The following is a 25,404-nucleotide window of genomic DNA, read 5'->3' as shown; positions in this document are numbered from 1 at the left end:
GAAAAATACTACTTGCCTGAAAATATGAATTCTAAATTCACAGAGCAGCAATTTTCCCTCTGGGTTTTGGAATAGATTAAGCGGAAATATTCATCCGCGGCGGCACATTGGGGGCACCACCTTGCGTCGCCTAATAAAAAGTTATTGATGCCTGAAAGGAGTTTTTATGATGAAGACAGCATTAACGATCGCTGGAAGCGATTCCAGCGGAGGCGCCGGCATCCAGGCCGATTTAAAGACGATGATCGCAAACGGAGTATACGGAATGAGCGCGATCACAGCACTGACGGCCCAGAACACGACCGGCGTCCAGGGGATTTTCGAGGTAACACCGGAATTCCTGGAACAGGAGATCGACAGCGTATTTACGGACATCCGTCCGGACGCGGTAAAGATCGGAATGGTTTCTTCTGCGGGACTGATCAAGTCCATCGCAAAGAAGCTTCATGAACACAAAGCAGAAAATATCGTTGTGGACCCGGTCATGGTGGCGACAAGCGGATCAAAGCTGATCAGCGATGATGCCATCGGCACATTAAAAGAATACCTGTTTCCGATGGCGGCAGTCCTGACCCCGAATATCCCGGAGACAGAGGTTTTATCAGGGATGGAAGTAAAGTCCGCCGAGGACATGATCGCGGCGGCAAAACAGATCAGTGAGACCTATCACTGCGCGGTCCTCTGTAAGGGCGGTCATCAGTTGAATGATGCTAACGACCTGTTATACCGCGACGGCAGCTACCGCTGGTTCAACGGTAAGCGGATCGACAACCCGAACACCCACGGAACCGGATGCACCTTATCGAGCGCCATCGCCTCCAATCTGGCGAAGGGTTATGACCTCGATACGGCGGTGGAACGCGCAAAGGCTTACATCTCCGGAGCGCTGGCAGCCATGCTGGATCTCGGACATGGATCCGGACCGATGGATCACGGATTTGATTTTCGCGGAAAAGGATTTGCGGAGGAACAGGCATGACGATGACAGAACGCCTTTTAGAGGCAACAAAGGAGATCTGGGACGGCTATAACGAGACGCCTTTTGTAAAGGGAATCGCGGACGGCAGTCTGGATCATGAAAAATTCAAATATTATATGATACAGGATTATCTGTATCTTCTTGACTATACAAAGGTATTTTCCATCGGAACGGCGAAGGCGAAAAACCTCGACGCTATGCGCCTGTTCGCGGGTTATACCCATTCGATCCTGGACGGTGAGATGGATATCCACCGCGCGTACATGACGAGACTTGGAATCGCGAAGGAGGAGGCGGAGCAGACACCGGTCGCTCTTGATAATCTGTCCTATACCTCTTATATGCTTCGTGTCGCTTACGAGGAAGGAGAGGCGGAGGTCATGGCGGCGATCCTTTCCTGCGCGTTGAGCTATGAGTTTATCGCGAAGAAGATCCTTGCGGAGTATCCGGCTGCAGATAAGCATGAGTTCTATGGGGAATGGGTCAGCGGATATGCGTCCGATTCCTACCACGAGGACAATGAGGTGCTGGCAGACCTGATGAACCGCCTGACGGAGGACTATTCCGAGAAGCGGAAACAGCATCTCGTGGACATCTTTACAGCATGCTCCCGCTACGAGGCGGCATTCTGGGATATGGCATGGGAAATGAGGCAGTAGGATGCTGAAATTTGACAATGTAAGCTTTCAATATGATGTGGAAGATTTCTCTATCATTGACCACCTTTCCTTCGATGTACAGGACGGGGAATTCGTGTCCGTCATCGGCGCTTCCGGCTGTGGTAAGAGTACGATCTTCCGACTTGTGAACAAGCTTCTTCTGCCGGCTTCCGGCGAGATCCTGGTGGACGGAGAGTCCATTGAGAGGAAGAGAAACTACTGTGGATACATGCCGCAGCAGGATCTTTTATTTCCATGGCGGACCGTGAGGGAGAATCTCCTGCTGCCGATGGAGATCCGGGGCGGATATTCGAAAACGGAGATGAGAGAGAAAGCGGACGCGGCGCTGGAATCGGTTGGTCTTAAGGACTGGGGTGACAAGATGCCGAAGGAGCTTTCCGGCGGCATGCGCCAGAGAGCGGCGTTTGCGAGAACGGTGCTCACGGGTTCCGACCTTCTGCTTCTCGATGAGCCATTTTCAGCCCTCGATTACCTGACGAGGATCTCCATGCGGGAATGGCTTTTAGAGCAGTGGGAGAGGGAGAAAAAGACAGTCCTTTTTATCACGCACGATGTGGAGGAAGCGGTCTTTTTGTCCAGCCGGATCCTGGTTGTAGAGGAATCACCGATCACCCATCTGCGGGCCATTGATGTTCCGGCAGAATATCCGAGATCCAGGGACGAGCTTCGGAAACCGGAGATCCTGTCCCTGAAGGAGGAGCTGATCGGTATGCTGAGGAAGGAGACGTCATGAGTAAGAAGATGAAGAAGGATCATGCGCGGGTTCCTTCCGGGGCTTCGCACGGACAGACCCATAATTTTCTGAGTACGAATCTTCCGGCGGCGATTCTGGTGGCAGCTCTGCTGATCTTCTGGCAGGCGGCGGCTATGGGGATCGACGCGGCGTATATCCTGCCGTCACCGACTCAGGTGGTGGTACGGCTCTGGGAGCTTAGAGGTCCGTTATTTAAGGCACACCTTCCGGCAACGATGTCGGTGGTGGGGATCGGACTTCTGATCTCCATTATTCTTGGCCTTGGTCTGGCCGTTCTGATGGATGCCAGCGAGACAGCGGAAAAGGCACTTTATCCGCTTATCATCGCGTCCCAGACGATCCCGACGACAGCTCTGGCACCGCTTTTTGTACTCTGGTTCGGATATACGATCTGGAGCAAGGTGCTTGTGACGGTGCTGATCACATTTTTCCCGATCACGATCACGGTATTCGACGGATTTAAGTCGGTGAAGACGGAGATGGAAGAGCTGCTCTTTACCTTTGGCGCGGATAAACGTCAGATTTTTATGAAGTTAAAGGTTCCGGCTGTCCTGCCCTGTTTTTTCTCGGCGATCAAGATGGCGGTTCCGTTATCGATCATCGGAGCAGCTATTGGTGAATGGCTGGGAGCACAGAGCGGACTTGGATACTTCAGTAGGAGAATGATGACACAGCTTGATGGAGCCGGAGTGTTCGCACCGATCTTATTGTTATCGGTGGCGGCGATGGCGGCTGTCTGGGTAGTCACACTGCTTGAAAAACGGATTATTCACTGGAGAAATGAGTAGAAAATGACAGAAGTTGTCTTTCGGTCTGGAAAGCGGAAGTTCAAGCTCCTGGCAGAATTTTGCGATTATATGGAAATGAGTTGGGCAGAATCAGTATCTATGGAATGCATAACATGAAATTCTGGCCGACCAGTGAAAGAACTGGACAAATTATTTTGATAACGAAAGGAAATGACATGAAAAAAGGAATGAGAATCGCTGCAGCGGTGATGGCTGCGGCTTTCAGTATGACAGTACTTGCAGGTTGCGGTAAGAGTGAGACAAAGACAGCGGAGACGACGGCAGCGGCAGCCGCTTCAGCGGAAAACAGCAGCGCGGCAGAGACAGCAGCTGCTTCTGATGAGAAAAAGGATCTCCGTGAGGTCAATGTGGTATTGGACTGGTATCCGAACGCGATCCACACCTTTATCTACACCGCCATCGAGCGCGGATATTATGCGGAAGAAGGACTTGATGTGAAGGTCCGCTTCCCGGCGAACGCAAATGACGCGCTGGCACTTGTCGCTGCCGGCAAGGCGGAGATCGGAATGTATTATCAGCAGGATGTGATCCAGGCGGTTGCAAATCAGGGAACGAAGATCAAGTCCATCGGTGCGATCGTGCAGTCTCCGTTGAGCATTGTACTTTCTTTAAAGGATAAGAACATTACAAGCCCGTCCGATCTTGTCGGAAAGACAGTTGGATACGGCGGAACAGCTCTCAGTGAGTCTATTGTGAAGACCATGATGGAGTATGTGGGCGCGGACGCGTCAGATGTAAATCTGATCGACGTTGGATTTGACCTGATGAGCTCCATGACTACCGGCAACGTGGATGCCACCATCGGCTGTCTTGTGAACCACGAGGTTCCGCAGATGGAGGAAGAGGGCTTTGACGTCAACTATTTCATGGCAAACGGGTATGGCATTCCGAATTATTATGAGGAAGTGTTCCTCGCGAACAATGATCTGATCGAGAAGGAACCGGAGGTCTTAAAGGGTTTCCTTCGAGCTTCCGCAAAGGGCTTCGAGGATTTCAAGAAGGATCCGGACGGCTGCCTCGCGATCCTCATGAACAACCAGAATGAGGAGAATTTCCCGCTGACACAGAGCGTTGAGGAGAAATCCTGTGAGACTCTGCTGCCGCTTATGGAGACGGAGGATGTTCCGTTCCTGACACAGACGGAGGAGTGCTGGCAGGAGAACATCGACTGGATGCTTGAGAGTGGATTGATCGATCAGAAGGTTGAGGTTTCTGATGTGATGGTGGACCTCGGGGAGTAGGTTCCTTGGGGAAATCTTATAGGAATTGAGAGATACCGGGATGGCGGGGAGACTGCTGTTCCGGTATTTTTGTTGGCTTGAGTCAGGAAAAGAGAGGTTGAGTCAACTTGGCGGAAGTACGCGCAGGCCAGCTTCCGGCTCCTGGGGCTGTCGATTTCCAGGCGGTTCCTCTATGCTTGCAGAAAAATGCTAAGGGCGGAGAAAATGGGACGCAACTCGCTTCGCTCAGACAAGCGCCCCATTTCCTCCAACGCATTTTCCTGCGAGCCAAGAGGAAGCCAGGCCTGTAAATCAGGCACCAGGTTCTGGAGACTGACCTGCGCTGGGGATTGGAGGCGTAAGGATAGACCTGGAGGATGTATGATCTGGTTGTTACTGTGGGAAAGAACGCTTGTTCATATGAGAGATATGTATTATAATTGAGGTTAGATAATGTTTTTTCGAAGAAAAAAAGAGATGTCTGGATGGAGGAAAACTGTACTGTTTCGGTTTTTGAAAATCAGGCATCGCGTCCAGAGGCAGTCCTGTGCTGGATATTGACGAGATTAAATGGGAGGAAGGTTATGGCGGAACAGATGAAGAAGGAGAGGGCAAGGCGGCTGTTTTTGATCGCTTTCGTCCTGTTTACGTTTGCGAACGGATTTGGCGGCAGTATTATCTCGAATTATTTTAAGGGCGTGTATCAGGTGGACTCAGTGCAGAGGGGGCTTTTGGAGATCCCGAGGGAGCTGCCGGGAGTTGTGGGAGTGTTTGTGATCACGGCGCTGTCGGGATGTGGAAATCTGACGTTGGCGATGATCAGTTTCTGCCTGTATGCGGTGGGAATGTTTGTCCTTGGTCTTTTATCTCCGGGATATCTCTTAATGCAGCTGTTTGTGTTTACCTATTCTCTCGGGGATCATATTGTCATGCCGGTCCGGGATGCGATCGCGATGGATCTCGCGGATGAGGGAAAGACAGGGACCTTTCTCGGAAAATACCGGGGATATGCGACGATGGGGTCCATGGCGGCATCGCTGCTTGTATTTATCGGGTTCCGGTACGGGGCGTTCTGGTTCCAGGCGGACAGATCGGTCGTTCCGTCGTTCTGCGTGTCACTTGTAGTCGTTGCGGCGGCGTTATTCTTCCTGTGGAGACTGAGAAGAGAGGTTCCGGCCCTTGATGTGCGGAAGCATGATGAGAAGAAAAAAGGACTGCCGCTTAAGAAGAAATACATTCCTTATTATATCGTTACGGGGGTTTATGGTTTCCAGAAACGGATGCGTCTGGTGTTTGCACCGTGGATCATTATCGAGCTCCTTGCGATGGGGGCAGATACGGTGGCGCTTCTTGGAATCGTGGCGCATTTTGGCAGCAGTATGTTTGCTCCGCAGATCGGAAAATTTCTCGATCGGTATGGTGTGAAAAAGGGACTTGTTCTGGAGAGTGTGACGATCGGGGCGATCTTTCTGTATGCGGCCTGGGCAGTCCATGGGATCACGTCAGGTGTGTTTACGGGGAGAGTGGAGCAGATCTTTGCGTTCACGGCATATATTTTTATTATGATCGCGGATCATTTTAACGCGGTCCATGTGATGTTAATGAAAAAACTCAGCGACTCTCCGGCGGACGTGATGGAGAACCTGTCCTTCGGCCTGAGTGTGGATCATGTGCTGGCAGTGACGGTCTCCGGGCTTTTAGGAGCTGTCTGGAAGTTTGTCGGTCCGGAGTGGGTGTTTGTATTGGGGGCAGCGGTCTGCCTGGTGCATTTCGGGGTGGCTGTGTGGCTTGGAAAGAGAGCAAATTAGATTTCCATTTTTGCAAAGAAGTTTTGGGAGAACGTGGTATGATAGATTCAGAAACTTGGAAATCATGTGACAGGTAAAGAAACTGCGGAATGACTGCTGCAGAGGATATATTTGGGAGGAACGAGGATATGATCTTTGTATCACACTATGATTCACCGCTTGGAATGATCTATATGGCGGCGGATGATGACGTATTAAAAGGAGTCTGGTTTGAGGGGCAGAAGTACTTTGCTTCTGGATTGGATAAGAAAGAGACGGAAGATAAGGAGACGCCTGTTTTGAAGCAGACGAAAGAGTGGCTGGATCTTTATTTTGTCGGGAAAGAACCGGAGTTTCTTCCGCCGCTGGCGCCGGAGGGCTCAGAGTTCCAGAAAAAGGTATGGAAGATCCTGCTTATGATCCCGTATGGAAAGACCATGACATACGGGGAGATCGGCAGGAAAGTCGCTGAGATGTCGGGGAAAAAGACCATGTCTGCCCAGGCTGTTGGGGGCGCGGTCGGTCATAATCCAATCTCGATCCTGATTCCGTGCCATCGGGTGGTCGGAACGAACGGCAGCCTCACTGGGTATGCGGGCGGAATCGAGAAGAAGATCGGGCTGCTGAAACTGGAACGGACGGATATGTCTGGGATGTTTGTGCCGAAGAAAGGGACGGCGCTGTAGCGGGAAAATATGAATAAACAGCAGGGCTGTCGTTGCGGCAATTTTTTGCGGAACGACAGCTTTATCTATTGTAAAGATGGATAGCGATTGCTTTCATAATAAATTTCTGATAAAGTGTAATTAGCTATAAAGCAACGGAAGGAGCTGATATCATGGATGAATTTTTAAAACTGCCGGTTGGCATCGATAATTTTGAAAAGATCCGTCGAAATGGATTCTACTATGTCGATAAGACGAGCCTGATCGAGCAGCTCTTTTCGAATTGGGGGAAAGTCAATTTATTCACCCGTCCTCGCCGTTTTGGAAAAACACTTAATATGAGTATGCTAAAGTACTTTTTTGAAATCGGGACGGACCGGTCGCTTTTTGATGGGCTCCATATTTCATCAAATGAAAAGATATGTTCTGAACATATGGGAAAATATCCGGTGATCTTTCTTTCATTAAAAAATGCAGAGGGATTGAATTTTGATACAGCGAAATATCAGATGGTCGAACTCATTGCGAGGGAGGCAGAGAGGTTTCCTTTTTTGGCAAAGGACACAAATTTATCGGACCGTGACAGGGAAAAGTACAGAGTGTTGACAGCATTTGCAGATGGACATTATCAGATGAGTGATGATGTACTGTACGGCTCTCTGCAGACGCTTTCCGAACTTCTGTATAAGCATTTTAATCAGAAGACGGTTATTCTGATCGATGAATATGATGTACCGCTTGATAAGGCCTTTCAGCATGGTTATTATCGGGAGATGGTCGCTCTGATCCGGGCGATGTTCGGAAGGGCACTGAAAACAAATGAGGCTTTAGCCTTTGCAGTATTGACTGGATGTCTCAGGGTTTCTAAAGAGAGTATTTTTACGGGATTAAATAATTTTAAGATCCTGTCGATTACGGATTCGCGGTTTGATGAACAGTTTGGTTTTACGGACGAAGAAGTACAGAAGATTCTCACAGATTATCATCTGGAAGCGAGATTTTCGGAAACGAAGGAATGGTACGACGGTTATCGTTTTGGCAATGTTGACGTGTACTGTCCGTGGGATGTCATTAATCATATCGACCGAATTAAGGACGATCCGAATGCAAGACCGGAAGCATACTGGATCAATACCAGCGGAAATGACCTTGTAAAGCGCTTTGTAGACAAGGCAAACAGAACAACCCGGAATGAGATCGAACAGTTGATTGCCGGGAATGCAATTGAAAAAATGCTCCGTCTTGATCTCACTTATGATGAGATCGATAACAGCATCGAAAATCTCTGGAGTGTTCTATTTACCACTGGATATCTCACACAGACGGGAATGACAGAGGATGGCGCGTACAGGCTCGTGATTCCAAACCGGGAGATCCGTGAAGTGTTTAAATTGCAGATCCAGGAGTGGTTTAAAAAATCAATTTTCAGCAATACGAAGCAGCTAACTGCTTTCTGGAAAGCTTTTGAAGAGGGAAATACGGATGGAGTTGAGATGTATCTTAATCGGATCATGAGCAATTCCATCAGTGTTTTTGACATAAAAACTGGAGAAGAAAAAAAAGAAATCTCATACCATAATCTTCTCGTGGGTATTTTAACGGGGAACGCAGACTGGCTTGTGAAATCTAATATTGAGGCAGGAGAGGGATTTGCGGATATTATCGTGGAAACGGAAGATCCGAATGCAGGCATTGTTGTGGAACTGAAATACACGAAGGATTACGATGAGATGGAGCAGGCCTGCAAGGCGGCGCTGGATCAGATCAATGACCGGCGTTATCAGGAATATCTTTTAAATGATGGTCGAAAAGATATCACTCTTTACGGAATTGCCTTCTGTAAGAAACGTTGTAAAGCGATGGTTTCCGGAAACTGTTCTCGGTGAAGATGCAGGGGGTTACAAACAACCGTGTAAGACGTCCGAATGTGTCAAAGTATATTCTTTTTTATAATTGATTGGTGTTAATGATGGATGGGTGTAGTGTAGAAATGTGAAAATTTTGCATTACACCTGTTTTTTATGATATTATGGTAGCGGAAGAATTTAGATTGCGTTGAGGTGCGGCATGAAGATACAGAAAAAATGGCTCTATATACTGCTGACTGCAGCAGGTGTGTTCGGTGTGGTCACAATTCTCTTTTTTTCAGGCGAAAAATGGCTGCGTGATGGCTGGTATTATATCCCTGACAGGGCGATCGCCATTGCACTTGGGCTCTGCGCGTTCTGGCAGATCGTGCTGACAGCGGGGACATTTTTTTTGCTGGCGTGGAACAGAAAGAAATTCGACGGCTGGATGAGAAGGATTATCAGGATACTGGTGATCGTGGCGGCAGTTTTTTTGTTCCTGTTTTTTGCATGGAACTGGTTTCTTTACAGTCTTGGATTTGAGCAGAAAGTGGAACAGTATGATGAACACATTGCCCTGTATGTAACGAATACATTTGTGAGAACGAGATTCCGGTATCCGCATTATATGTATGAGGAAAACTGGCTGTTTATGAGGAGTCTGAGTGATGAGGAGCAGCAGGAAGCTGTTTTACAGTACGGAGATCCGGATGATTATTACAGGGAATATCATTAACGGCAGACGCAGATATGCGACGGAAGAAAAGCTGCAGTTGGAGAGTTATGTGATTCAGAAAGGAAAATAAACGATGCGATATTTAAAACCACATTTTTACGATAAATTTGTCTGTACAGCCGGAGATTGCCCGGATACCTGCTGCGCGGGATGGCAGATCATGATCGATGAGGATTCTCTTGAGAAGTATAAAAGCGTGCAGGGGGAGTTTGGAAAACGTCTGCATAATTCGATCAACTGGGAAGAGGAGTGCTTCTGTCAGAATGACAGGCGGTGCGCGTTTTTGAATGATGAGAATCTGTGTGATCTCTATAAGGCACTGGGACCGGACGCGCTCTGCGATACCTGCCGCCTTTATCCGAGACACACGGAGGAATTTGAGGGACTAAGGGAATTATCCCTGTCCCTTTCCTGCCCGGAGGCGGCGAAGATCATTCTTTCCTGCAAGGAGCCGGTGCGGTTCATAGAGGAGGAGACGGACGAGGAAGATGATTTTGACGAGTTTGATTTTATGATGTTTTCGAGACTGGAAGACACCAGAGATGTTCTTTTCTCTGTTTTACAGGATCGAAATCTGCCGCTGACACTGCGTATGGCAGCGTGCGAGCAGCTGGCGGAGAGATACCAGATCTGTATGGAGGAAGGAAGAGAGTTTGAGATCGATGATCTGCTTCAGGAATGCGAACGCCATCACAGGGAGGGAACCTTGCGGGAGTTTATATCGGAAAGTCTCTCAGAAAAGGGCGTGGATGCGGCATCTTTTCATCAGTGGGAGTGGCAGAAGGAAGAACTTCAGGTGCTTTACGGTCTGGAACGTCTGCGCCCGGAGTGGGATCAGGTGCTTGACGGAGCGGAAAAGTGGCTGTATCAGGGAAGCAAAGAGGAATATTTTAAGATCTGCGAGGAATTTCACCGGATGTATGGGGCGATGAGCAGCCATAAAGAAGAGTGGGAAAATCTGGGTGAGCAGCTTTTAATGTTCTTTGTCTATACATATTTCTGCGGGGCAGTCTATGACGATATGGTCTGTTCCAAGATGGAGCTGGCGCTGTTCTCCGCCCGGTGGATCCAGGAATTTTTGATCGTCCGGTGGCTGGAAAATGGAAAAAAACTGTCCATGCAGGATGTGGAGGAGATCTCCTGGCGGTACGCGAGGGAGATCGAGCACTCCGATGATAACCTGAATGTGCTGGAGGACTGGCTGTTTGGGATGTATGCGCCGGAAGGATGTATGTTGGAGGAGGAATAAAGCTCATTTATTCTTTTCTGGAGTAATGCAGTTTGTAATTATAAGGTGTAACTGATATTTTGGGCTGAAATTTGTATTTTATCAGTTATAACTTATAAAATTGTAAATTTGCTTTTGAATATCATCCGTTCTTTTCGCCTGGTGTTATAATAAGGGTATTGTTTGTTAAGAAAATGAGGATAAAACTATGCAGGAAAAACAAAAGAAAATGATACTGCGGATCAGCATGTATCTGATCGGTATTGTAATTTTGGCGTGTGGAATCACGATGAACACCAAGACGAAGCTCGGTGTCTCTCCGATTATTTCGATGCCCTATGCGGTGGCACAGATCTGGGGATTTGAGACGGGAAAGGCGGTGTTTGCCGCCGTATTTGATCTTTATTTTGCTGCAGATCATCCTGTTAAAAGGGAAGTTTCCGCCGTTTCAGCTTTTACAGATAGCGGCAAGTTACCTGACCAGCGCCTTTATCACGATTTTTGACGGAATCCTGCCGTCTCCGGATCAGCTCGGAATGCGCCTGGCGCTCCTGGTTCTGGCAATCATCCTGACTGGAATCGGAGCGGCTATCACCGTCGATGTCAACATCGTTCCGAACCCGGCAGATGGTCTGGCGAGAGTACTCGGGGAAAAGTGCGGAAAGAACATGGGATTTGGAAAGAATCTGTTTGATTTTTCTGCGATTGTGATCTCTATTGTTATTGGTATGATCGGAGCCGGACATATCGTGGGGATCGGGATCGGAACGGTTGTGGCTATGATATGTACGGGGAGAGTGATTGCGGTGTTTAATCATTTTTTGAAGAAGAAAATTGAGATGAGTGTGATGTGAAAGGATTGGGGATATGGCATCGAGTAAAGCGTATTTAGATTTTATACTGGAACAGTTATCTGGTCTGGAAGAAGTAACTTACCGGGCTATGATGGGGGAATATATTCTCTATTATCGCGGGAAGATCGTCGGTGGGATCTATGATGACAGGCTCCTTGTGAAGCCGGTGAAATCGGCAGTTTCTTATATGCCGGATGCCCGGTATGAATTGCCTTATGATGGGGCGAAGGAGATGCTGCTGGTGGAAGAGGTTGATGACCGGGAGTTTTGACTGGGCTGTTTGAGGCGATGTATGAGGAGTTGCTGGCGCCGAAGGTGAAGAAAAAGAATTAGGTAAAAATTAAATCGAGAGGTACGCACAGAACTGCCTCCGGCCTCGGGTGCCGGGGATTTCCGGGCGGTTCCTCTAAGCTTGCGGAAGAATGCTAAGGGCGGAGAAAATGGGACACAACTCGCTTCGCTCAGACAAGTGTCCCATTTCCTCCAACGCATTCTCCCACGAGCCAAGAGGAAGCCATGCCCGAAAATCCATGCACCCGTGTCCGGAGGCAGTTCTGCGCTGGGAGGTGGCTGAATGGAAGGAATGCGGTGGGAGTGTACCTCGAAAGAGAGAATTTTTTTGGCAGAGGGGATAGGGGGAGATTGATGAGAAGGTCTTATGGGGATGTCAGGGGATAATTTACAGATAATTAACTAAAATATAAATAATATATTACGAATTATAAAGATAAATTGAAATATATTGAAAAAAACTGGAATTGCAATATAATTTAAATAAGAGAAGACTGCCAGATAGAGCGTACCGGGAGAGGAGGACATCAATGAAGAAACGTGAGAAAGTTATGTTGGCATTATTTGTGATTGATCTGTTCCTTTTACTGTTCTACAAGCAGGTCCGTGAGGGTGTGCGGACAACTTTTACTTATGAGAAGATCGTATTTTGGTGGTTCTATTTTTATCCAATCGCTTATTTTCTGGGAGGATATTTCCTGAGTTATTTTATTCTTGCGAAGAGTAAAATTGTTCTTGATAAGAAAGTGCAGAAGATGCTGTTAGTTTTAATTGCTGCTGTCGCAGTAGTGTATGTATTTGGAACGGGTACGATGGTCATACATCAATTTCTGCAATGCGTACCATATTCGCTTGCCACAACAATTATGTATGCCTTTTTTACGATATATCCCAAACATGTTTATCTATTTTCAATCGTCGGTTTTCTGACAGCCATATGTCTGTTTAGTCACCCGGATAGGAGGCAGTATGAGTAAAAGAAAAATTAAAATAAGATATATCGTTATCCTGCCGGTGCTCATATGTGCATTGATTTTCATTAGGAAGCTAATGAAGCTTAATGATCTGGATGCAAAAGAAGTCGCAGAGATCATACTTGTGTCCCCGCCTTATAAAAAGCGAATAACGGATCAGCAGGAAATTGAAGAATTTACGAGAATGTTTAATAACAAAAAAAAGAGATTTGTGTTCTCGATCATCAATTCGAGCGGATGGAGTAAAAGAGCCATTATATCAATGGGAACACGCCAATATGACATCATTTTCTGTGGGGAGAATATTACGGTGAACAGGTTAAAATATGTCACGGACGAATCGATAGATTCTGAACTCGATCAGTTTTATCGGTCACTGAATGAGACGGAAGAAGAATATAATTAGCAGTGTATGATTGTGACAATGGACTCTTAGAGAACAGGAGGTTCCTGCAATGAGTAAATTAGTAAAAACATGGCGAGTTTTTCTGTTCGGAATGTGCTGTATTTTGGTGAGTCTGTATCTAAAAAGAATTTTACTCTCATTTGAAATAATAAAAGGAGATTTTTTATCTAACTGTATTGTCCTGATTGCGGTGATCTGGTTTATAGCCGGTATTTTTCGTTTATATCATTTAAATAAGATATATCCTGGAAATAAGAATGTTTGTTCTAAAGATAAATGGTGCAGGATAGAAACTGGTATCATCTTTATACTGGCAGCAGGATTATCATTAACATGATACAGAGCAAGCAACGCCCAGGAACTCTTTGATGTATGGAGGTGACGGCTATGAGGAAAATAAAGGAAATCATATTTTCTGAGAATGGCATGAAGGCGGTTAATACTCTGTTCTTTTTGTCAATGCTTTTTTATAGGAGCGGCTTGCTGTTTGTCGCTTATATTGTATGGATCTGTTATCTAGTGTATTGTATTAAAAACACGGAATCCAGGGGAAATAAGGTGATTTATTCACTGTTTGCTGGACTTGCAGTGGTTATGATAGGAGTGAATCTGTACGGTTATAGTTATTATCTCAACGAACACATATACATATGATATCATTTTTTCGGGAAAATGTATTACGATTAATCATACAAAATATATACTGGATTCATCCATAGATTCAGAACTAGCAGAATATTATAATTCTTTGGATTATCCAGAAATGAATTATAATTGAAACAGTGCAGATGATTTTATGGAAGAGTTACCGCCGCATTAAGAGCAAATTAATCTTTAATGCGGCGGTTCTATGATTCTAAGTCAGTGAGCTTAGAGAATTGTTAGTATTAACCCTGATAAGCATTCTCAGCTGCAAAGTTTTCTATAACCCGATATTTGCGGTCATGTGTGGTGGTATCATACTGGTAATAGGTATTGCTGGGGTAACCCTCATCCATGCCGAAGCAATAGTCCTTTCCGGCAATGGTTTTCCACGCAACAACAGGATATTTGTAACCCTTTTCCACATGCCACCATCGATTATTATCGTTGTGATCCTTTACCCAGCTCTGAACATAGTTGTCGCTGATCCATCCATCACTGAAATGGAATCAAAGATCTACGTTAATCAGTACACGATCGGTGGTCTGAATTACCGTACCTGTATTGAGTGTTTTGACAACGAATCAGTCTGGGGGCAGTTCTGACATTTACATTAGTTCCTTGTAACTCCGAGTAAATATTGACTGCCAAGTCAGATAATTCTTGCTTGAAAAGACGAATAGGTTATGATGCTATAACTTTGGGTATTATATTAAACAACTGCAATTTTGTCACTTTTTTGTCACTGGTACAAAATATTAAATGGCTTTATAATTATAGAAAACTGGGAGGATGAGCTGGAATGAAGAAATTGATAATTGTAGCTTTAGGAGTGTGTATACTTGGAACTGCATGTTCGAGAGATAATAATTTGGCAGAGAAAAATACTTTACAGCAGCCTCTGGAACAATCGGTAATGCTCCAAACAGAAGAAATTGAGATTCAGTCTACAAAAGAATCAAGTTCAGAACAAGAAATAATTTTATTGTCAGAAGAACCAGCTGAAACAGTAAGTTTGTCAGAGCCGGAGCATATGGAAGGATCAGCAGCAGCTTCTGTAGAAGAAAGAGATCGTACAAAAACCGATGCACTTCATAAAAATGACACGGCAAATAATTCATCTGAGGTTACATCTGAAAATACATATGAGATGAGACTATATACAAAAGCACCAAATCAGAATAGTACCATTAAAATCCAATATCCAGCTTTCTATGGAAGTAAAGCTGAAGAAATAAATTCACTGATTTTGGCCAAAGTACAGGATATGGCATCCCTCGACCCTTCGCTCTTTCCAGAAAACCCGAGGATAGACGTAAACTATCAATCCGCTGTTACCTTACAAAATTCAAAAATAATTAGTGTTGTTTTTTGGGGGAATACTGACATAGAGGTAAGTCAATTTCCAACTACTGACTTATATGCTCTCAATATAGATCTAACATCGTTAGAATTAATTACCCTAAAGGATTTATATACAGTCAATGCGGAATTTGAGAAGGTATTTTTTGAGAAAGCTTTTTTTCCCTCTGATCCAATTACTTCATACAGTGAGGAAAAATTTTCAGAGATGCTGAAATTACAAACTTCAGAATATACATTACCAAGTCCCTTTACTAATGCTGACAGTATGAGGTGCTTTTTAAAACCTGAGGGAATTGTTCTTAGCATGCCTGCGATACATGCGTCTGGGAGCGACCATTTTGAAGCTGAACTTTTGTACAGTGACATACAGGATTATTATTTGCCAGAGCAAATTTACTGGAATGAATAAATACGATTCCTCTTAAAGAAGAGAGACCGGATGATCCGGTCTCTCTTCTCCATTTTAAGATAACGCGTTAAACCATTCAGTTGCCTGGGCTCCTCGCGTTGCATCCTGCTGAGAATTCTTTGGTTTTTCATAGCAATGCAAGAACGCACAAGCAAGGTCGTAAGGCGTTTGTGTTGACTTAGTAAACTGTTGGAACGTAAGAGGATACTGTGGGGACTTAGGCGTATACTGTATCTCATTGGGATCGGTTGTAGTTACCTCAAATAAAATACGCTTTAACTGAGTATCCATGTCGAGCGGATACAGATTATTCTTAGCAGCCCAATCGTATAATTTTGTTGCTTTTGTCCACTGAGTTAAGCCAACCCCCAAATTCATATTGCCTGCGTCACCATCCTGCCAACGGCCGGGACTGATTGTGCTCTCAGACTGCATATTTCCAAGCATACCGCAAACAGCATTCTTTGTCCACCCTTTAGCTCTCAGGTAATTCAAAATATACTGAGCATTTACTTTCATCTGGCTTTCAGTTTGATAGTCATTACGGGCATAGACTTTATCGGCCGATGGAGCAGCTCCTGAGTATGCATTTTCTGTGGCATAGTTCTCAACAACTCTGTATTTATTGCGGTCAGGTGTTTTTGTAGTATATTCGGGCATGTAGACACCATCATCATCTACCCAGTAATAATTTACGCCATCTGCTGCTTTAATATAGCAGTAAACAAACAGATAAGCGTCTTTTCCAAAGCAGTAATCCTTCCCGCCAATGGTTCTCCAAGTGGCAGACGGATATCCGTAATTTTTTTCTACATACCACCAGCTATTATTGTTATTGTTATCTTTTACCCAACCCTCAACATACTTACCACTAATCCAGCCGTCACTGATATGAAACCAGGGATCTCCGCTGATCAAGGCGCGTTCGGTTGCCTGAACTACTTCACCGGCTTTCACCGATTTAACAAAGTCATACAGCTGTGGGCCTGAGCGAACATTAAGGCTATCCGCTCGAACTGTTAACTTTGCACTTGCATTAATCTTATACCAAGTTGCCATTTTTATTTCCTCCTAATTTGTTTTTGCTTTGTACGCGTACATCTGGTAATAAGGGGAAAATTAAGAAAATGGAAACTGACACACAAAAAATCCTTTAAATCTTGAAAATGAGATTTAAAGGATTTTGCATCAGATCATTTATTTATGAAAAACTCAAGCGTACTGCCAAAGTCAATGAAACGTAAAGGTTCTGTACCATCTGTTTTAAGTTCTGGGCAGGCAGATATTCCTAAATCTGAGCAAATATTGACTACCAAGTCAGATAATTTTTGCTTGAAGAGACAAATAAGTTATGATACTATAACTTTAAGTATTATATTAACAACTGAAATTTTGTCATTATTTTGTCACTGGTGCAATAAACTAAATGGTTTTATAATAATAAAAAATGAGAGGATGAGATAAAATGAAGAAATTATTAATTGTATCTTTAGGAGTTTGTATGCTTGGAACTGCATGTTCGAGAGATACGAATCGGATCGAGGAAAACACCTTACAACAGTCTCAGGAACAATCAGTAATACTCCAAACGGAAACAGAAGAATTTGATATTCCCGCTACAAAAGAATCGAGTTTAGAACAAGAGGTTCTTTTAGCATTAGAAGAACCATCTGAAACAGCGGGTTTATCAGAAGCGGAGTATATGGAAGAACCAACTGAAGCATCAGAAGAAAGAATAGAACAGTTATTGAAACAGGCAGAAACTGATGCAGATCAAGACCGTTATTATATTGTGGAAGCAATCGATAACGAGGAAGCAAACAAAAGGGATACAGATGCAAAATTATTTATAAAGGAACAATATCCGGATTACTTTTCCAGCACAGAGCTGCTGGAAAGAGGAATAAAATATGGACATTATGAGGAGACAATCTATTCAGAATTTGCCGATAAAAATAACGGATATGGAAAATACTACCAGATGGGAAAAATTTTATCTGATACAACACAGAGGATTTACATGGGAACATCCAGTTTAGATGATGACGATGTTATGGAGCAGTTAACTCAGTTGGAAGAACTGCTTCGGTTCTTTTATAGAGATTATTACGGAAATAATAGCAAAAAATAGATTTATGTAGTTTCTGTTTTGAGCAAAAGCTCCTTATTAGTTGATGTAACCGGTTATAAAAATAACATATCGATGAAAGGAGCTTTTATTATGTCATTAATTGATACTATTATTAGCAAAGCATTAGAATTTGAAGGAGTTAGTGAATCGCCGCCTGGAAGTAATAATGTTATTTTTAATACAGATTATTATGGAGAGGAAGTTGAAGGAGAGGCATATCCATGGTGCGTTACTTTTTTGTGGGATGTCTTCCGGATGTGTAATGCCTCCTCTGTATTTTGCGATGGTCAAAAGACCGCATCTACAGAATTTGTTTATTCTCATTACAACGATGGGCGCCTGTTTTCACAGGGACAGGCAGGCGATATTGTCTTGATTAAGACATCCAGCGCAGCAAGCAACCGTAATGTAAATCATGCTGGTCTGGTAATTAAGCGTAATAACGATGGCTCTTATGATACGGTTGAGGGGAACACAGGCGGGAATATTGCAGATGGCGGTGCGGTTATGCGCAGAACGCGTAGCATGAATGGAAGCGGTTATAAAATTGTTGCCTTTGCACGTCCGACTTATGGGGCAATCGAACCGATGGAAGAGATTGCAATCTCTGCGAAATTGACCGTACAGGGAACGAATGTAAATGTCAGAACCTCTCCCAACACTAATGCATCCATTGTAAAAAAGTTAAATACTGGTGCGGAGATTCAGGCATCCAGCCGTGTATTGATTAACGGAGATTCTTGGTTCCATTTCAGCGATGGATGGATCAGCGGCAATTATGTTCAGGGCTGGGTAAAGGACTATAACGATAACAATAGATGGTGGTATGTTGAGAAAGGTTACATATATCCAAAAAGCGAATGGAAAACCATTGCTGGAAAGGATTATTGTTTCGGCCCGGATGGTTATCTGTTTGTGGAGTGTTATATTAAGTCTGAAGTCAATAGTAATTACTATTGGGTAGATGATGACGGAGTGTATATGAGCCAGTATGACACAACAACACCTGACCGCAAATACCGGGTTGTGGAGAATTATAAGACCGAAAATGCCTATCAGGGATATAGCGGTTACGTGTTTAGCCATTGAAGAAATATAATACCATTTGGTCCGTTGTTTCGATATGTGAATTAATTCGGTAAAAAGAGAAAGGCACTTCCAGTGAACTGAAAGTGTCTTTCTTTTGCAGCATGAAACTTTCTAAGTTTTTTTAATAAGAACTGGTATTAGAGATGGTAATAGATTCACTGCCTGTGGCAGTGTATACAGTTCCGACAAACTCGATCTTGTAACTTCCAGAGCCGCTGGATGTTAAATGTCCCTTGTAACTGACAGAGCTTCCGCGAAAACTAAGTTCTTCTGAATCGATTTTTACATAATTCCCGGAGGAATTTTTCTTATACAAAGTGGCTGTACCGGATACGGAAGTAACAGTTTCTATTCCGCTTATGTCCAAAGTATACACGGTTTCTGATTTGTTCGGGTGTACAGCAATGGTTGCACTTTGAATAAAGCGATATCGTGGGCTTACATTTTCCGCGTTTATAGACGCGTTGAACGTAGGGATGGAAGAACTTCCGGCAAATGCTGTCATTGTGGGAAATGCCGATAACAGGGATATGGCAGTTAAACCTGCAGTTAAAAATGCTTTTGTTTTCATAATAATAAACACCATAACAGCATTATCTTCTACAGATTATTTTATGTTTTCTGCAATTTTTATCATAATATCCTTTTCTAGTGAAGAGGACAGGCGAAAAGCGCCTTGTTCTGTATGCCATGTAATCTGGTTCATGAAGTAAGCATCCGTGGATTCAAAAAACTTCCCAGGATTTTCCTTGATTTGAATATCGCTTACCTTGTAATGCTCATTATCAATATGGGTTGTAGAATTGTAAAAATAAACAAATAATTCAATCGTATCTTCAGAACCATTTTTATATTTTAGCTGCAATCCATATTCATCTTTTTTTGATTCGAACAGGTAATATCCATCCGGGAGATAGGTGCATTCTAAGTCTTCAACGGTTTCTGAATTGCTTGATACATAATCAAATTGTATGTATTTTTCATATATATTTACAATTACATTTCGGCAAGCAGCCCGCACATCTTCAGAGAATAGCATGGCAGTAAAACTAATCCCTAAAATTAAAAGGATGATAGAAGCTATTTTTCTTCCATACCGTAAGGAAATTTTTATATTTTTGCGGAAACGGTATCGTTTAATGACTTTGCGCATTCTTAAATCATAATGCACAGGAAGGGAGATACCGTTTATCTCTTGTTCAGATGGATAGTCTTTTATCTCATTCAGGCTGTTCTCAATAACAGCAGCCTTTAAAAAGGATTCCCAAATTTCATCTTCAAATTCATTATACATCTCCTTGCTCCTTTAATCTTTCACGTAGGATTAGATTTGCACGATAAAGCCGCATTTCTACAGTCTTTTTCTTGATTTTCATAAATGACGCGATTTCATCATTAGAAAATTCGTTGATATATTTCAGTTCCAACACGGATTTGTAAATATCATCTAGTTTATTGACTTCCTCAATTAACCGGTTGTTCCGATCCTTGGTGATAAGATAATCCAATATCCCATCTTCATCTGTCTGTGGTTCTGGAATTTCATCCAGAAAATCTTCCGGGTGCCTGTTCGTGTTGCGCAGATAATTTTTACAGTAATTGCGTGTAATCGTAATGATGTAGTTTTGTGTTTTCTTATGGTTAGTTATATCAATGTTATCCAGATGTACAGCAAGAATTATGTAAATATCCTGGGATAAATCCTCTTTTGTGTGTTCATCAAAATTATAGCGGCTCAATGTATAGTAAATCGTTTTGCCGTATGTCTCATACAAAATGACGAATTTATCCCTGTCTTCTGATGTGTCAAATACTAAAATCAACATTTTTTCTGCAGCCCCTTTTCGTTATGGTAGCTTAGTTCGACAGCGACTACAGAATCCATAATATCCAGTACTTTCTGCTGTTCTAAAGAAGGGAGGTTTTTAAGCTGGCTTTCAATGTATTTTAACTTTTCTGAGGTGTAGTTTTTCAATTCTTTCCCAAAAAGAATATCAACAGAGATATCAAGGGCATTTGCCAGTTTGACCAGCGTGTCCAGGCTGGGAGATTTTTCACCGCGTTCAATATAGGAAATGAAAATGGTGCTGCACTCGATCTGTTCCGCCAGTGCCTCCTGGCTGTATCCGGCACGTTCTCGGTAGAGTTGTAATTGTTTCCCAAAGGCTTTTTTGTCCATCATGTAACTCCTGTTTGTTAAAGATATAATACTTTTAGTTGTGCCCTTAAAGTATACAGAAATTACATTTTATGTTGAAACAACTAATGATTATACAAATAATACTATTTGTTGTGATTGAAGAAAAATTTTTGCACTGCGGTTTCCATAATTTGGACAGTTTTCTTATTAACACATATCTAATAAAAGAAGGAGGTGGTCCAAAATGGAGGCAGTTCTGACTCAGTTGATACAGTCGCAAGGGGTATGGGCTGTCCTGTTTGTTTTCCTGCTGCTCTATACAATCAAGAAAAATGACAAGCTGGATGAGTTACAGGACGCAAGGGAGAAAGAGTACCGCGAGTTGCTGCTGGAACTGACAGAGAAATTTTCTATTGTCAATGAGATAAACAGCAAGCTGGATACCTTATGTACCCAATGTGCTTCGCAGCCCAGAGAATAATTTTTCAGAAAGCCGCCTTTGAGCGGCTTATCTGGGAGAATCCATATTCCAGATACGCTTTTTAATACGGTTTATGTATTGTTTTGTGTATCCAAGCCGGGCAGCAATTTCCTTGTTGCTGTAGCCCTGAATAAGCAGAGATAGAATTTTCCGTTCTATTGGCAATTTGCTTTTCAGGGAATTTTCTAAGTCAACGAGGGAAATGCAGTTATCAGCCTCATAATCGTGTTGGTAATCATGGCCATCGGAATCATCCAAAGGAACAGAATGGGCCTGCATATTCTGGATCTCTACGCTGTTATGGTAAAGTTTCGTAAACTTGTTGACAACTGACCTGTTTATGTAAGAAATGCAGCCATGTTCATCATCTGCTGATGGTATCTTTCTGACAGCTTCGTACAAAGCAAGGCTTAATTCCTGTAAGCTATCATCGTATTCCAGATAATACAGTTTCCTTGCGTATGCTTTTATCAATGGAGAAAAACGCTCCAACAATTCTTCAAAATATTTCTCTTCTCCAGTGTCTAAATACCCTTTGACGAGAGCAGATATAGTAGTTCCCATTTTTACTCCTTTTTTAATGTAAAAAGGAATAAAAGTGGAAATCAGAAACTGAAATTAGAAATTTTTCTTTCTTTTACTATAGCGTTCTTCTGGAGGTTTTGTAAGTGACAAAAAAGGGACATTTTTGTGTCACTTGTAGAAAAATGGCGGGAAAAGGTGTTTATCATAAAAAAGGGAAAGGAATATGTTGAGGAAAATGACAGAAATACAGCTAAAAAAACTACTGCGCCAGCTTCATGCAGCACAAATACAGGATTCTTTGTTGGAGGAATATTCAGAAATATCAAAAGATAGTTCTGAAAATCATTCATACAAGGGAAATGCTCAATTCAGGATCATCGAAGAAACATTAAATATTTTAAGTCGGAATGAGAGATTCGTAATAGAAACCCATCTGGTTTATCATCACACATGGTCGGAAACTATGATGTTTTTTGCTGAAAAAAGCGGACCAGGATGCGAAAGATCCGAACGGACGTTAAAACGTATTCAAAGCAGTGCATTAAAGAAAATGGTCAATTTTATTAACCTTTCCGCACTAAAAGAGTACTTTCATGAAACATAGAATCTACATAGGGAAAATAACGAAACTCAATGATCTGCGTGCAGAAAAAAGCGATATGTATTATCGATCGCCCATTCAAATGGCTGGAGTAAAAGAACTATTATATCAACAAAAACACACCAATATGACATCGTTTTTCAGGGGGAAATGTTACGGTGAACAGACAAAAATATGTCATGGATGAATCGATGGATTCTGTGTTAGATCAATTTTATCGATCATTGAATGAGACGGAGGGAAAATATAATTAGCAGTGCATTGTTGAGATAATGCCCCTGGGAGAATAGGAGTTTTTATGACAAATAAATCAGTAAAAACATGGCGAGTTTTTCTCTTCGGACTGGGCTGTATTTTAGCAGGTATATATTTAAGAATAGCTTTAACTTATTTTCGGGTAATTAGAGGAAATCTTTTATCGAATAGCATTGTCTTAGTTGCTGTGATTTGGTTTGTGGCGGGGATTGTTCGTTTATACCGTTTACATCGCCTATATATTATCTTTATCCTGGCAGCAGGCTTAACATTAACAGGCTGCGGAGCACGCAATGTACAGGAGCCATCCGAAACACTTCAAAGTGGTGAAGATGAGAATATCACAGAATCCATAGAAAACACGGAGTATGATTCCATCGTGGATTTTTTTGCAAACAACAGCACGCCTGTCTTTGTGCTTGATCCTAATAAGGAAAGTAATTCAGGTAATGAATCATTCAGCGCTTTGGATAAAAAAGCTTCCGTGGCAAAGAGTTATTTAGCAGTAACATATGAATGCGAGATAGACAGCAATAAGCTCCAGGTAAAGCTGGCGACATGCAATTCAGACAACGGGAAGAACAGCTGAACGCTGTAATAGAAAGCAATCCGAACATATTCACTAAAAAAGATATTGGAGGGAATTCTGTATATTATTGTCCTGGATCAGAACATGACTGGTTTGACTGTTATGCAATACATATTCCGGCGGGTGATGGATCATTTCCTAAGTATCCTGTTTGCTTTTGAGCACAGACCTGGACGCTAATCTGAGAGTATAAGAAATTCTGAATATTGCATATCCAGAGAGTGGAAACACTTTGATGTACATACAACAAAAATGGGGGGGACAAAATGAAAAAACATTGTATACTATGGACGGTAGTAATAACTCTTATTGTTTCCTGGTTTTTATTTTTTCCATGGAGTAAACAAGTATTTGAGGATGGCGGGACTATTGTCTATTCCAGTTTCACATACAAAATTTATATATGGAACTCAATAGGAGGAAAAAACACGACTGAGATATATTATTTCCCATTTAATTTTAAGTATAGAAGTGGGATATTAGATAAATGATCAAAAGTTAATGACAGCACTTTGATTATTGTTTATGAGTCTAACAACGCACATTTTAACTGTCGAAAGTCCAGAACACGGTTGATCATAGATGGATCTTGAACTGGAGCGGTTTTATCGATTATTGAATGAAACTTTGGTAAAGAGAGGATACATCGGCAAAATTTATGGAGGCGAGGGCTATGAGGAAAATAAAAGAGATCCTTTTTTCTGAGAATGGCATGAAGGTGGTTAATACTCTGTTCTTTTTGGCGATGTTTTTTTATATGAGCGGCCTGTTGTTTGTCGCTTATATTGTCTGGATCTGTTATCTTGTGTTTTGCATTAGAAATACGGAATCCAGGGGAAGCAAGGTGGTTTATTCGGTGTTTGTTGGACTTGCAGTGGTTATGATCGGAGTGAGTCTGTATGGTTTGATACAAGGAGAGCCTGTGAAACTTTTTCTGTAAAATAACCATCATAAGGTCCTTCTATGATAAAATAAATATCATTAGGAGGGCCTTTTATTATGGCAAGACAAAAGAAACCTGTACACAGAGTACAAATGACCGATGGAAAAAGAAATATCATTCGTCAGCTTCTCGAAGAATACGATATTGAGACTGCTGAAGATATCCAGGATGCTCTTAAAGATCTCCTTGGCGGCACCCTCAAGGAAATGATGGAGGCAGAAATGGATGACCATCTCGGATATGAGAAATCCGAGCGTTCTGACAACGACGATTATCGAAACGGCTATAAACGCAAGCAGGTAAACAGTGGTATGGTTCTATGGAAATCGAAGTACCACAAGATCGAAAGTCCACCTTTGAACCACAGGTTGTCAAAAAGCGTCAGAAGGATATTTCTGACATTGACCAGAAGATTATCTCCATGTATGCCAAAGGAATGACTACACGCCAAATTTCGGAAACGATTGAAGATATCTATGGCTTTGAAACATCTGAGAGTTTTATTTCTGATGTAACAGATAAGATACTTCCGCAGATTGAAGACTGGCAGAATCGACCGTTAGACAACGTGTATCCGATTCTTTACATTGATGCTATCCACTATTCTGTGCGGGACAACGGAGTGATTCGTAAACTTGCAGCCTATGTAATTCTGGGCATTAACACAGAGGGCAAAAAGGAAGTATTGACCATCACGATTGGTGACAATAAAAGTGCGAAATACTGGCTTTCTGTCTTAAATGAACTAAAAAATCGAGGGGTTAAAGATATCCTGATTATCTATGCAGACGGCCTTACAGGCATTAAAGAAGCGATTTCGGCGGCATTTCCAAAGACAGAATATCAGAGGTGTATTGTCCATCAGGTAAGAAATACGCTGAAATACGTTCCGGATAAAGACAAGAAAGCTTTCGCTACAGATTTAAAAACCATCTATCAGGCTGCTGATGAGCAGAAGGCTCTGGCTGCTTTAGACCGTGTGACAGAAAAATGGAGTCCGAAAT

The 25,404-nt window shown here is 42.9% G+C and carries 29 protein-coding genes and 2 pseudogenes; 25 read left to right on the top strand and 6 right to left on the bottom strand.

Annotated features, from left to right (window positions below; genetic code table 11):
• Positions 1-169: 169 nt before the first annotated feature.
• The 18 genes and pseudogenes from thiD (at position 170) to DW677_RS14010 (ending at position 15,646) form a co-directional block, all read left to right on the top strand.
• Positions 170-979, top strand: a complete 810-nt coding sequence (gene thiD / locus DW677_RS14100; RefSeq protein ID WP_015554066.1) for a bifunctional hydroxymethylpyrimidine kinase/phosphomethylpyrimidine kinase — start codon at positions 170-172, stop codon at positions 977-979.
• A complete protein-coding gene (tenA, locus tag DW677_RS14095; protein WP_117485368.1) occupies positions 976-1,638 on the top strand; it encodes a thiaminase II in 663 nt (220 codons plus the stop codon). Before thiD ends, tenA begins: the two co-directional genes overlap by 4 nt.
• Position 1,639: 1 nt before the next feature.
• The gene (locus DW677_RS14090; RefSeq protein WP_117567634.1) at positions 1,640-2,392 is read left to right on the top strand and encodes an ABC transporter ATP-binding protein; all 753 of its coding nucleotides are present in this window, start codon (positions 1,640-1,642) and stop codon (positions 2,390-2,392) included.
• A 68-nt stretch (positions 2,393-2,460) separates the two neighbouring features.
• Entirely contained in the window at positions 2,461-3,201 is a 741-nt protein-coding gene (locus tag DW677_RS14085; RefSeq protein WP_117485407.1) for an ABC transporter permease, read from the top strand.
• 113 nt (positions 3,202-3,314) lie between these two features.
• Positions 3,315-4,463 (top strand): ABC transporter substrate-binding protein, encoded by a 1,149-nt coding sequence (locus DW677_RS14080; RefSeq protein ID WP_347473196.1) that lies wholly within the window; start codon positions 3,315-3,317, stop codon positions 4,461-4,463.
• Positions 4,464-5,026: 563 nt separating this feature from the next.
• Positions 5,027-6,250 (top strand): hypothetical protein, encoded by a 1,224-nt coding sequence (locus DW677_RS14070; protein ID WP_117567633.1) that lies wholly within the window; start codon positions 5,027-5,029, stop codon positions 6,248-6,250.
• A gap of 128 nt (positions 6,251-6,378) precedes the next feature.
• Positions 6,379-6,915, top strand: a complete 537-nt coding sequence (locus DW677_RS14065; RefSeq protein WP_117567650.1) for a methylated-DNA--[protein]-cysteine S-methyltransferase — start codon at positions 6,379-6,381, stop codon at positions 6,913-6,915.
• A 152-nt stretch (positions 6,916-7,067) separates the two neighbouring features.
• Entirely contained in the window at positions 7,068-8,780 is a 1,713-nt protein-coding gene (locus tag DW677_RS14060) for an AAA family ATPase (protein ID WP_117567632.1), read from the top strand.
• 181 nt (positions 8,781-8,961) lie between these two features.
• Positions 8,962-9,477, top strand: coding sequence for a hypothetical protein (locus DW677_RS14055; protein ID WP_117567631.1), 516 nt, complete (start codon positions 8,962-8,964; stop codon positions 9,475-9,477).
• 73 nt (positions 9,478-9,550) lie between these two features.
• Entirely contained in the window at positions 9,551-10,726 is a 1,176-nt protein-coding gene (gene fliB, locus DW677_RS14050; RefSeq protein WP_117567630.1) for a flagellin lysine-N-methylase, read from the top strand.
• A gap of 187 nt (positions 10,727-10,913) precedes the next feature.
• Complete coding sequence (locus tag DW677_RS18365; RefSeq protein ID WP_147326972.1) at positions 10,914-11,210, top strand: hypothetical protein; 297 nt, start codon at positions 10,914-10,916, stop codon at positions 11,208-11,210.
• Positions 11,113-11,559 carry a DUF6198 family protein gene (locus DW677_RS14045; RefSeq protein WP_242992181.1) on the top strand — a complete coding sequence of 149 codons (447 nt, stop codon included), beginning with the start codon at positions 11,113-11,115 and terminating at the stop codon, positions 11,557-11,559. The genes DW677_RS18365 and DW677_RS14045 overlap by 98 nt, the downstream gene beginning before the upstream one ends.
• Positions 11,560-11,572: 13 nt before the next feature.
• A pseudogene (locus DW677_RS14040) lies at positions 11,573-11,892 on the top strand (TfoX/Sxy family protein).
• A 488-nt stretch (positions 11,893-12,380) separates the two neighbouring features.
• The gene (locus tag DW677_RS14035; RefSeq protein ID WP_117513889.1) at positions 12,381-12,827 is read left to right on the top strand and encodes a hypothetical protein; all 447 of its coding nucleotides are present in this window, start codon (positions 12,381-12,383) and stop codon (positions 12,825-12,827) included.
• Positions 12,820-13,230: a hypothetical protein gene (locus DW677_RS14030; protein WP_117567629.1), complete on the top strand. Its 411-nt coding sequence runs from the start codon at positions 12,820-12,822 to the stop codon at positions 13,228-13,230. Before DW677_RS14035 ends, DW677_RS14030 begins: the two co-directional genes overlap by 8 nt.
• Before the next feature lie 49 nt (positions 13,231-13,279).
• On the top strand, positions 13,280-13,567 hold the full coding sequence (locus DW677_RS14025) for a hypothetical protein (protein ID WP_117513893.1): 288 nt from the start codon (positions 13,280-13,282) through the stop codon (positions 13,565-13,567).
• 541 nt (positions 13,568-14,108) lie between these two features.
• Positions 14,109-14,477, top strand: coding sequence for a hypothetical protein (locus tag DW677_RS14015; RefSeq protein WP_117567627.1), 369 nt, complete (start codon positions 14,109-14,111; stop codon positions 14,475-14,477).
• A 197-nt stretch (positions 14,478-14,674) separates the two neighbouring features.
• Positions 14,675-15,646 (top strand): hypothetical protein, encoded by a 972-nt coding sequence (locus DW677_RS14010; protein WP_015552610.1) that lies wholly within the window; start codon positions 14,675-14,677, stop codon positions 15,644-15,646.
• A 54-nt stretch (positions 15,647-15,700) separates the two neighbouring features.
• Here the strand turns inward: DW677_RS14010 and DW677_RS19200 are convergent, their stop codons facing one another.
• Entirely contained in the window at positions 15,701-16,705 is a 1,005-nt protein-coding gene (locus DW677_RS19200) for a phage tail tip lysozyme (protein WP_015552609.1), read from the bottom strand.
• 406 nt (positions 16,706-17,111) lie between these two features.
• Between DW677_RS19200 and DW677_RS14000 the strand changes: the two genes are divergently transcribed.
• Positions 17,112-17,777 (top strand): hypothetical protein, encoded by a 666-nt coding sequence (locus DW677_RS14000; protein WP_147324968.1) that lies wholly within the window; start codon positions 17,112-17,114, stop codon positions 17,775-17,777.
• A 90-nt stretch (positions 17,778-17,867) separates the two neighbouring features.
• A complete protein-coding gene (locus tag DW677_RS13995) occupies positions 17,868-18,866 on the top strand; it encodes an SH3 domain-containing protein (RefSeq protein WP_117567625.1) in 999 nt (332 codons plus the stop codon).
• Between the two features lie 121 nt (positions 18,867-18,987).
• Here the strand turns inward: DW677_RS13995 and DW677_RS13990 are convergent, their stop codons facing one another.
• The 4 genes from DW677_RS13990 to DW677_RS13975 are packed head-to-tail and all read right to left on the bottom strand — an operon-like array spanning position 18,988 to position 21,048.
• Positions 18,988-19,437 (bottom strand): hypothetical protein, encoded by a 450-nt coding sequence (locus tag DW677_RS13990; protein WP_117567649.1) that lies wholly within the window; start codon positions 19,435-19,437, stop codon positions 18,988-18,990.
• 36 nt (positions 19,438-19,473) lie between these two features.
• Positions 19,474-20,160, bottom strand: coding sequence for a DUF4367 domain-containing protein (locus DW677_RS13985; protein WP_117567624.1), 687 nt, complete (start codon positions 20,158-20,160; stop codon positions 19,474-19,476).
• A complete protein-coding gene (locus tag DW677_RS13980; protein ID WP_117567623.1) occupies positions 20,153-20,692 on the bottom strand; it encodes a sigma-70 family RNA polymerase sigma factor in 540 nt (179 codons plus the stop codon). The genes DW677_RS13985 and DW677_RS13980 overlap by 8 nt, the downstream gene beginning before the upstream one ends.
• The gene (locus tag DW677_RS13975) at positions 20,686-21,048 is read right to left on the bottom strand and encodes a helix-turn-helix transcriptional regulator (RefSeq protein ID WP_242992180.1); all 363 of its coding nucleotides are present in this window, start codon (positions 21,046-21,048) and stop codon (positions 20,686-20,688) included. Before DW677_RS13975 ends, DW677_RS13980 begins: the two co-directional genes overlap by 7 nt.
• 202 nt (positions 21,049-21,250) lie before the next feature.
• Here DW677_RS13975 and DW677_RS13970 point away from each other — a divergent pair, with 202 nt between their 5' ends.
• Positions 21,251-21,487, top strand: coding sequence for a BhlA/UviB family holin-like peptide (locus DW677_RS13970; RefSeq protein WP_117567621.1), 237 nt, complete (start codon positions 21,251-21,253; stop codon positions 21,485-21,487).
• Positions 21,488-21,514: 27 nt separating this feature from the next.
• On the opposite strand, the gene DW677_RS13965 is transcribed toward DW677_RS13970, so the two are convergent.
• Positions 21,515-22,051, bottom strand: coding sequence for a sigma-70 family RNA polymerase sigma factor (locus tag DW677_RS13965; protein WP_117567620.1), 537 nt, complete (start codon positions 22,049-22,051; stop codon positions 21,515-21,517).
• Positions 22,052-22,247: 196 nt separating this feature from the next.
• Between DW677_RS13965 and DW677_RS13960 the strand changes: the two genes are divergently transcribed.
• The 4 genes and pseudogenes from DW677_RS13960 to DW677_RS13935 form a co-directional block, all read left to right on the top strand.
• On the top strand, positions 22,248-22,616 hold the full coding sequence (locus DW677_RS13960) for a hypothetical protein (protein ID WP_147324967.1): 369 nt from the start codon (positions 22,248-22,250) through the stop codon (positions 22,614-22,616).
• 295 nt (positions 22,617-22,911) lie between these two features.
• Complete coding sequence (locus DW677_RS13950) at positions 22,912-23,457, top strand: hypothetical protein (protein WP_118297794.1); 546 nt, start codon at positions 22,912-22,914, stop codon at positions 23,455-23,457.
• A 673-nt stretch (positions 23,458-24,130) separates the two neighbouring features.
• Complete coding sequence (locus DW677_RS13940) at positions 24,131-24,397, top strand: hypothetical protein (protein ID WP_117567615.1); 267 nt, start codon at positions 24,131-24,133, stop codon at positions 24,395-24,397.
• A gap of 59 nt (positions 24,398-24,456) precedes the next feature.
• A pseudogene (locus DW677_RS13935) lies at positions 24,457-25,404 on the top strand (IS256 family transposase); the annotation flags it as partial.

This window comes from Clostridium sp. AM25-23AC, assembly GCF_003435125.1.
GTDB lineage: Bacteria > Bacillota > Clostridia > Lachnospirales > Lachnospiraceae > Pilosibacter > Pilosibacter fragilis.
This window is presented reverse-complemented; position numbering and strand designations above follow the sequence as displayed.

Excerpts from the sequence above, each read along its gene's own strand:
- DW677_RS13975 (WP_242992180.1), bottom strand. The coding sequence starts at position 21,048 with ATGATGGACAAAAAAGCCTTTGGGAAACAATTACAACTCTACCGAGAA.
- DW677_RS14030 (WP_117567629.1), top strand. The coding sequence starts at position 12,820 with ATGAGTAAAAGAAAAATTAAAATAAGATATATCGTTATCCTGCCGGTG.
- DW677_RS14070 (WP_117567633.1), top strand. The coding sequence starts at position 5,027 with ATGGCGGAACAGATGAAGAAGGAGAGGGCAAGGCGGCTGTTTTTGATC.
- fliB (WP_117567630.1), top strand. The coding sequence starts at position 9,551 with ATGCGATATTTAAAACCACATTTTTACGATAAATTTGTCTGTACAGCC.
- DW677_RS13965 (WP_117567620.1), bottom strand. The coding sequence starts at position 22,051 with ATGGGAACTACTATATCTGCTCTCGTCAAAGGGTATTTAGACACTGGA.
- DW677_RS13950 (WP_118297794.1), top strand. The coding sequence starts at position 22,912 with ATGACAAATAAATCAGTAAAAACATGGCGAGTTTTTCTCTTCGGACTG.
- DW677_RS14065 (WP_117567650.1), top strand. The coding sequence starts at position 6,379 with ATGATCTTTGTATCACACTATGATTCACCGCTTGGAATGATCTATATG.
- DW677_RS14060 (WP_117567632.1), top strand. The coding sequence starts at position 7,068 with ATGGATGAATTTTTAAAACTGCCGGTTGGCATCGATAATTTTGAAAAG.
- DW677_RS13995 (WP_117567625.1), top strand. The coding sequence starts at position 17,868 with ATGTCATTAATTGATACTATTATTAGCAAAGCATTAGAATTTGAAGGA.
- DW677_RS13960 (WP_147324967.1), top strand. The coding sequence starts at position 22,248 with ATGACAGAAATACAGCTAAAAAAACTACTGCGCCAGCTTCATGCAGCA.
- tenA (WP_117485368.1), top strand. The coding sequence starts at position 976 with ATGACGATGACAGAACGCCTTTTAGAGGCAACAAAGGAGATCTGGGAC.
- DW677_RS13980 (WP_117567623.1), bottom strand. The coding sequence starts at position 20,692 with ATGTTGATTTTAGTATTTGACACATCAGAAGACAGGGATAAATTCGTC.
- DW677_RS14000 (WP_147324968.1), top strand. The coding sequence starts at position 17,112 with ATGAAGAAATTATTAATTGTATCTTTAGGAGTTTGTATGCTTGGAACT.
- DW677_RS13940 (WP_117567615.1), top strand. The coding sequence starts at position 24,131 with ATGAGGAAAATAAAAGAGATCCTTTTTTCTGAGAATGGCATGAAGGTG.
- DW677_RS14025 (WP_117513893.1), top strand. The coding sequence starts at position 13,280 with ATGAGTAAATTAGTAAAAACATGGCGAGTTTTTCTGTTCGGAATGTGC.
- DW677_RS14090 (WP_117567634.1), top strand. The coding sequence starts at position 1,640 with ATGCTGAAATTTGACAATGTAAGCTTTCAATATGATGTGGAAGATTTC.
- DW677_RS14010 (WP_015552610.1), top strand. The coding sequence starts at position 14,675 with ATGAAGAAATTGATAATTGTAGCTTTAGGAGTGTGTATACTTGGAACT.
- DW677_RS13985 (WP_117567624.1), bottom strand. The coding sequence starts at position 20,160 with ATGTATAATGAATTTGAAGATGAAATTTGGGAATCCTTTTTAAAGGCT.
- DW677_RS14035 (WP_117513889.1), top strand. The coding sequence starts at position 12,381 with ATGAAGAAACGTGAGAAAGTTATGTTGGCATTATTTGTGATTGATCTG.
- DW677_RS19200 (WP_015552609.1), bottom strand. The coding sequence starts at position 16,705 with ATGGCAACTTGGTATAAGATTAATGCAAGTGCAAAGTTAACAGTTCGA.
- thiD (WP_015554066.1), top strand. The coding sequence starts at position 170 with ATGAAGACAGCATTAACGATCGCTGGAAGCGATTCCAGCGGAGGCGCC.
- DW677_RS18365 (WP_147326972.1), top strand. The coding sequence starts at position 10,914 with ATGCAGGAAAAACAAAAGAAAATGATACTGCGGATCAGCATGTATCTG.
- DW677_RS14080 (WP_347473196.1), top strand. The coding sequence starts at position 3,315 with ATGAAATTCTGGCCGACCAGTGAAAGAACTGGACAAATTATTTTGATA.
- DW677_RS14055 (WP_117567631.1), top strand. The coding sequence starts at position 8,962 with ATGAAGATACAGAAAAAATGGCTCTATATACTGCTGACTGCAGCAGGT.
- DW677_RS13970 (WP_117567621.1), top strand. The coding sequence starts at position 21,251 with ATGGAGGCAGTTCTGACTCAGTTGATACAGTCGCAAGGGGTATGGGCT.
- DW677_RS13990 (WP_117567649.1), bottom strand. The coding sequence starts at position 19,437 with ATGAAAACAAAAGCATTTTTAACTGCAGGTTTAACTGCCATATCCCTG.